The organism is Pseudomonas syringae group sp. J309-1 (genome assembly GCF_032582135.1).
Lineage (GTDB): Bacteria > Pseudomonadota > Gammaproteobacteria > Pseudomonadales > Pseudomonadaceae > Aquipseudomonas > Aquipseudomonas quasicaspiana.
The window spans coordinates 1-6,855 of record NZ_JAWHNU010000109.1 but is presented as its reverse complement, the minus strand read 5'-3'; the positions used below and the strand labels follow the sequence as shown (position 1 = coordinate 6,855).

Below are 6,855 nucleotides of genomic sequence, written 5' to 3'. Positions count from 1 at the left end.
CCTCAGGCCATGGATGGCCGGTGGCGGCGGCCCCACGCAGCAATGTCGAATTACGGGTATGCCGAGCCTAGGCGAGGCACCCAGTGGTGGGGCAAGAGCGCTTTGGTTACTTTCGCGCTCTTCGAAAGTGACGCGCTGTAAAAGCGCAACCAATATCAGCCGCTACCTCGAAAATGGATATGTACACAAAATACTTTTACCGCGAAAAACTACATCCCCCAACCATCCGCACCCACTCAAAAAAAACACATCCAGATACATCTTTTAAATATGTAATGAGAATTAACACTGGGAGTATTTGATTCTCATCCGTCCTAGTAATATGCAGCAGTCCCGATGGCGACAGCCATAACTGCTTTTTATCGACACCCCTAGCCCGAAAGATAATCGGGCTGCTCCACACCGTGAATCGAGACCGTTACTCCATGTCCAAGAAGTCCCGTTCAAAAATCTGGTTTCTCGTCCACAGCTGGCTGGCCCTGCCCATCTGGTTCTTCGTCCTGATCGTCTGCTTCACCGGGACGCTGGCAGTGGTGAGCAAGGAAATCATGTGGCTGGTCAACCCGGAAATGCGCGCCAACCCGCCGTCCGCCGATGCACCGCGCCTGAGCTTCGAAGCAGTCAAAGCGACCATAGAGCGTAACGACCCACAGATAAAAGTCGGCAGGATCTCGGAACCCGATGGTGACTACTTCGCCTTGAACGTTCGCGCCACTTATCCAGGTGGCCGCGCCGTTGTCGCCTATGCGAACCCTTACACCGGGGTGCTTCAGGGGGTTGCGCCATCGTTCGACTTCCCGGCGTTTACCCGTGCCCTGCATGGCTGGTGGCTGGTGCCCTTCACCAACGGCTTCTCCTGGGGCTGGTACATGGTGTCGCTGTTGAGTATTCCGCTGTTGGCCTCATTAGTGACCGGCCTGGTGGTTTACAAGAAATTCTGGAAGGGCTTTTTCAAACCCACCCTGCGCATCAGCCAGGGCGCGCGGATTTTCTGGGGTGACTTCCACCGTCTCAGCGGAATCTGGTCGATCTGGTTCATCGCTGTCATTTCCATCACGGGTATGTGGTTCCTGATTCAGGCCATCCTGTTCGATAACCAGATCAGTATTTCCAGCCAGTCGCCCATCGCCTCGGTCATTCCCCATGCCAGCGTGCCGCTGACCGCAGACGGCAGCCCGGCGCCGATGATCAGTCTCGATAAGGCCGTCGAGATTACCCGCGAGAAGATTCCCGGCCTTGAACCCAGTTCCATCAGCATGCCGCTCAACGCCTACAGCAACATCAGCGTGGCGGGCCGCAGTTGGTATCCGCTGATGTTCCAAACCGCGGAAATCAACCCCTATAGCGGTGAAATCGCTACCTCGCACCTGTTGTCGGATCGCTCGGCTCTGGAGTTCGTCACCGAATCCATGCGTCCTCTGCACACCGGAGATTTCGGCGGTATCTGGATCAAGCTGATCTGGACCTTCTTCGCGCTGATCCTGAGCATGATGGTCCTCAGCGGCCTGCTGATCTGGACCAAACGTACTGCTCAGGCCACCGTCAACGCCCTCAAACGCAGTGAAAAACTCGAACGTGCCAGCCCCCGGCAACAAACGCTCGGACCCGTGGCCACCAGGATTCCGGAGAACACCCTGTGAGCAAGGCTACCGTGGCAACACAACCGTCGACCCTGGTCCGTTTCTGGCACAAATGGCGTTTTCACATAAACATCTTGCTGGTGCTGATCCCGTTGGGATTCATGCCCAAGTACTTCACCGAAATGGCCCTGTTCCGCGGTGACAGCGGCCTTGGCCAGCGCGAGATCGGCGAGGTTCAGGTCGGTCCGTGGAGCATCCGCATGGCGGAGTTCTTCGATGAAGCGCCGCGCCTGGAAGGTGCCTCCGGTTACACCAAAACGTTTAACGCCGCGCTCTGCGCCGAATGTGCGAACAAGGTCAAGGCGACCTATCTGCGCATCGGCAAGCCACGCAGCCTGCGTGCCGCCGGGGTGATTTTCTTTGGTTCGCCCTATCGCATGAGCGCCTTTATGCAGATTCCTGAACGCACCGACCCCGACGCTGACCTGTGGATCACAATGGAAGGCTGGGACGGTTCGATGCATCAGGCGTCCATTCCGTTATCACAGGCGTCCCCCGCGACCGTCGCCTGGCTGAAAAAACAAGGAGTCAAACCATGATCGGCAGACCTTATCTGCGCTGGCTGGGTGTCAAAGCACTGCCCTTGATGACAATGGGCCTGATTGGCCTGGGTCTGAGCAGCAATGCGCTGGCCCATAACCCGATGTGCGAGTGCAAACAGATCGATAACGAACAGATTCGCTGCACCGGCGGCTTTTCGGATGGCAGCGGCGCGCCAGGCGTGACCCTCGACGTGATCGGCTACGACGAAACCATTCTGGTGCCCGGCAAGCTGGGTGAAGACTCGACAGTCACCTTCAAAAAACCAGCTTCCGAGTTTTATGTCCTGTTCGACGCGGGCCCTGGTCACGTGGTGGAAATCGACCAAGCGGATATCGAAGCCCCATGAGTACGCCGACCCATCAAGTCGTCCGTCCGGCAGGGGCCGGTCACGAAACACTTTATGTATTGGCGTTGTGCCTGATCATTCTGCTGGTTGCCGGGACGGTCATAGGCTGGCACGGGGAACGCCAGGACGTGCAAAGCGTGGCAGCCCATGAGCTGGATGCCCGGCGAGACCTGACGGCGTCCGAACAAGGTATCTATGCCGACCTGCGCGTCACGCTGGACGAAATTCGCCTGTTGGCCCCCGAGCAAGTCACGCCGGTGACGCCGCAGCAACTCAGCGAGGAAGGTCTCGCCCCGTTTGTCGAGGACGCGAGTTCGGTCAGCCGTGGCGGTCATGCCTGGCGAATGATCGACAAGTCTTACCTCGGATTGAGCCAGAACCCCACCGTTGCAGGATCTTTTCTGTTGCGTATCGGAGCGACTGACGATGCTCAAGCTGACATCTGGATCAATCGCAGTCCTTCGTTGAGCCAGGACATTACCGATGTCAGCGACAAGGCCCTGATCGGTTCGGGCTGGAAGCAAGTCGTCGCCCAGTTCGATGCAGGCGTGACTCGCCAGCACAAACACTGACCCCCTCGCACTCATTTGAAAGAAGACTGCTTGCCCATGCCTATTTCTCTGAAACGCCGCCCACTGCTGCGCGTGGTACTGGTCGGCCTACTGGCGACCCTCCTCTCTCCACTGGCCCATGCCGACGCGAAGCGCTTGCGGATTGGTATCACCCTTCATCCTTATTACAGCTATGTCGCCAATATCGTGGGTGACAAGGCCGAGGTCGTGCCATTGATTCCGGCAGGCTTCAACCCACACGCTTACGAACCACGTGCCGACGACATCAAGCGCATCGGTTCGCTCGACGTGGTGGTGCTCAACGGCGTAGGTCACGATGATTTCGCCGACCGCATGATCGCTGCCAGCGAAAAACCGGATATCCCGGTGATCGAAGCCAACGCCGACGTGCCGTTGCTGGCCGCAACCGGCGTGGCTGCTCGGGGCGCCGGCAAAGTGGTCAACCCGCACACCTTCCTGTCCATCAGTGCGTCCATCGCGCAGGTCAACAACATTGCCCGGGAGCTGGGCAAGCTTGACCCCGACAACGCCAAAACCTACACCACCAACGCCCGCGCCTACGGCAAACGCCTGCGCCAGATGCGCGCTGATGCACTGGCCAAACTGACCAAAGCACCCAACGCCGATTTACGGGTGGCTACCGTGCATGCCGCTTACGACTACCTGCTGCGTGAGTTCGGTCTGGAAGTGACTGCGGTGGTCGAGCCCGCTCACGGCATCGAGCCGAGCCCGAGCCAGTTGAAGAAAACCATCGATCAATTGCGGGAGCTGGACGTGAAGGTGATTTTCTCGGAGATGGACTTTCCGTCCACCTACGTCGAAACCATCCAGCGCGAATCCGGTGTAAAGCTCTATCCGCTTTCGCACATTTCCTACGGTGAGTACACCGCTGACAAATACGAGAAGGAAATGGCGGGCAACCTGGATACCGTCGTGCGCGCCATTCAGGAGTCCGGATCATGACCGCGGCTGAAAGGATCCCGCTCACAGGCAACGGACCGGGCGTGGAGTTCGCCGATGTCAGCCTGACCCTGGGCCGCACGGTGATTCTCGATCGCGTGAGTTTCAAGGTCAGCCCTGGCAGCATTCATGCTCTGGTTGGCCCGAACGGCGGAGGCAAAAGCTCGCTGATCAAGACCATGCTCGGCCAGATGCCTCATCAGGGCCAGTTGAGCCTGCAATGGCCGGGTTCGCCGGGACTCATCGGCTATGTGCCCCAGGCGCTGGAATTCGACCGTGGCCTGCCGATCACCGTCGATGATTTCATGGCCGCCATGTGTCAGCGTCGTCCGGCGTTTCTCGGTCTGTCGAAACATTACGCTGCGGCCATCGGTGAGGCGCTGGAGCGAGTCGGCATGCAGGATAAACGCAAGCGACGCATGGGCGCGTTGTCCGGTGGTGAGCGCCAGCGCGTGCTGCTGGCTCAGGGCTTGATCCCGGCGCCACAACTTCTGGTGCTCGATGAACCCATGTCAGCTCTGGATGAAGCAGGCATTCAAGTGTTCGAACGTCTGCTGGGTGACTGGCGCAAGGCAGGTATCACTGTGCTCTGGATCGAGCACGATCTGGAAGCGGTGAAAAGGCTGGCGGATAAAGTCACCGGCCTGAATCGCCGGGTGCTGTTCGACGAACCGGCAAACACCGCACTGACCCCGGATCGCCTGCTGACCTTGTTCTCTGCCCATCCTCGCGCTGTTGATACCGACAAAGGGAGCGCTGCCTGATGGACTACGAGCAGTTTCGCCTTTTCATTCAAGGGTTGGCGTCGTCCGGTTATCTGCCGGAAGCATTGGCCTACGGCTTCGTGGTCAACGCATTGCTGGCCGGGTTGCTGATCGGCCCGGTCCTCGGTGGTCTGGGTACTCTGGTGGTGGTCAAGCGCTTCGCGTTTTTCTCCGAAGCCGTGGGCCATGCTGCGCTGACCGGTGTCGCCGTCGGCATCCTGCTGGGTGAACCCTACACCAGTCCGTACGGCGCGCTATTTGGCTATTGCCTGTTATTCGGCATCGTCCTCAATTACTTGCGTAATCGCACGGGTCTGGCACCGGATACACTGATCGGCGTGTTCCTCTCGGTATCGCTGGCCTTCGGCGCCAGCCTGCTGTTGATTCTGGCAGGCAAGATCAACATCCATATTCTGGAGAACGTGCTGTTCGGCTCGGTACTGACCGTCAACGGCGGCGATCTTCTGGTGCTGGCGGTGGTGGGTTCAATGGTCATGGGCCTGAGCCTGCCGCTGTACAACCGGATCATGCTGGCCAGCTTCAACCCGCAGCTCGCGGCTGTGCGCGGCGTTGCGGTCAAAACGCTGGACTACCTGTTCGTGATTCTGGTGACGCTGATTACCGTCGCCTCAGTGAAGGTAATCGGCGCAATTCTGGTGGGCGCACTGCTGGTGATCCCGGCCGCTGCCGCCCGCCTGCTCAGTCAGTCGCTGAAAGGGTTCTTCTGGATATCGGTGGCCATTGCTACCGTCAGCACATTGTGCGGCATTCTGTTGCCGATCGTTTTCGACCTGCCTGTACCGTCCGGCGCGGCGATCATTCTGGTTGCAGGTATGGCGTTCGCCCTGGCCGCCATCGCTCGCGGCACCGTACCGAGCCTCAAAGGGAATATTGGATAAATGTTGCGTAAATTGACCCTTGCACTTGCTATTACCGGCCTGTTTGCCGCCAACGCTCACGCCGCAGCCACTGCGCCTGAGAATCAGAAACCTGTGCGCGTGCTGGCCAGCCTGCCGATCACCTTTGGCCTTGGGCAAATCCTGCTCAAGGACAGCGGCGTGGTGCTGGAGCGCGCCGCAGCAGCCAACCTGCCCGGTTCACGCCAGACCGCGTACTTCACCGGTCGCGGTGTCGACGCATTGCGTAAATTGTCGGTGGATGCCGATGCAGTCATCGGTTTGCGCTCCATCTGGGCCGATGATCCGCTGTATCCCAATGCACGACGCAGCAATATCCGCATCGTCGAAATCGACGCCGCACGTCCAGTGGACGGCAGCTTGCCAGGTATTGCCGTGCAGCCGGGCCAGGGCGTGGATGGCCTGAACAGCCAACCGTGGCTTTCCAGCAACAATATGGGGCGCATGGCGGATGTCATGGCTGCCGATCTGGTGCGCCTCGCCCCCGCCGCCAAACCGCGCATCGAAGCCAATCTGTCGACCCTGAAACAGCAACTGCTGAAACTGACTGCCGACAGCGAAACGAGCCTGGCCAGCGCCGACAACCTCAGCGTGGTCAGCCTCTCCGACCATTTGAGCTACTTGATCAGCGGCCTGAACCTGGAACTGGTGGGCACGCAAGTACTGTCCGACGATCAATGGACGCCCGAAGCCCTGAAAAAGCTGACCGACACCCTCAAGGAAAACGATGTGGCATTGGTCCTGGATCATCGCCAGCCGCCGGAGCCGGTGAAAGCTGCAATTACAGCGGCAGGCAGCAAGTTGTTGGTCCTGGCACTGGATAGTGAAGACCCACTGGCCGAGTTGCAGGGCAATATCGGGCAGGTGACACAGGCGTTGGCCGGGAAAAAATAACGGTTCGAGCCTTTGTGGGAGCAGAGCTTGCTCGCGATAAGGTTGGACGCGATCTGAAGTGAACCGCGCCCGGCCTTATCGCGAGCAAGCTCTGCTCCTATCAAACAAACTACAACTATTTGATTTGGATTACTTTTTCATCTGCAGGAGCGGGGGCGGGCGCGGGGCACGCCCACACGCAAAAAAAAATAAAAAATAGAAAAAAAAAAAAAACTCCGA

Annotated in this window: 8 protein-coding genes; all 8 read left to right on the top strand. The window is 58.8% G+C overall.

Annotated elements, in window-relative coordinates; translation table 11 throughout:
* The first annotated feature begins 425 nt into the window (after window positions 1–425).
* From RX972_RS28810 to RX972_RS28775, 8 genes are read left to right on the top strand one after another with little or no spacing between them, the layout of a single operon-like run.
* Window positions 426–1,640, top strand: a complete 1,215-nt coding sequence (locus RX972_RS28810; protein ID WP_027902426.1) for a PepSY-associated TM helix domain-containing protein — start codon at window positions 426–428, stop codon at window positions 1,638–1,640.
* Window positions 1,637–2,179 carry a thiamine pyrophosphate-binding protein gene (locus RX972_RS28805; RefSeq protein WP_263271718.1) on the top strand — a complete coding sequence of 181 codons (543 nt, stop codon included), beginning with the start codon at window positions 1,637–1,639 and terminating at the stop codon, window positions 2,177–2,179. Before RX972_RS28810 ends, RX972_RS28805 begins: the two co-directional genes overlap by 4 nt.
* A gap of 47 nt (window positions 2,180–2,226) precedes the next feature.
* On the top strand, window positions 2,227–2,529 hold the full coding sequence (locus tag RX972_RS28800) for a hypothetical protein (protein WP_099268941.1): 303 nt from the start codon (window positions 2,227–2,229) through the stop codon (window positions 2,527–2,529).
* A complete protein-coding gene (locus tag RX972_RS28795; RefSeq protein ID WP_316880668.1) occupies window positions 2,526–3,101 on the top strand; it encodes a DUF6162 family protein in 576 nt (191 codons plus the stop codon). Before RX972_RS28800 ends, RX972_RS28795 begins: the two co-directional genes overlap by 4 nt.
* Before the next feature lie 36 nt (window positions 3,102–3,137).
* Window positions 3,138–4,064, top strand: a complete 927-nt coding sequence (locus RX972_RS28790; RefSeq protein ID WP_316880667.1) for a metal ABC transporter substrate-binding protein — start codon at window positions 3,138–3,140, stop codon at window positions 4,062–4,064.
* Entirely contained in the window at window positions 4,061–4,825 is a 765-nt protein-coding gene (locus RX972_RS28785; RefSeq protein WP_255879741.1) for a metal ABC transporter ATP-binding protein, read from the top strand. The genes RX972_RS28790 and RX972_RS28785 overlap by 4 nt, the downstream gene beginning before the upstream one ends.
* Entirely contained in the window at window positions 4,825–5,724 is a 900-nt protein-coding gene (locus RX972_RS28780) for a metal ABC transporter permease (RefSeq protein WP_231677376.1), read from the top strand. Before RX972_RS28785 ends, RX972_RS28780 begins: the two co-directional genes overlap by 1 nt.
* Window positions 5,725–6,636 (top strand): metal ABC transporter substrate-binding protein, encoded by a 912-nt coding sequence (locus RX972_RS28775; RefSeq protein ID WP_316880665.1) that lies wholly within the window; start codon window positions 5,725–5,727, stop codon window positions 6,634–6,636.
* Window positions 6,637–6,855 lie beyond the last annotated feature (219 nt).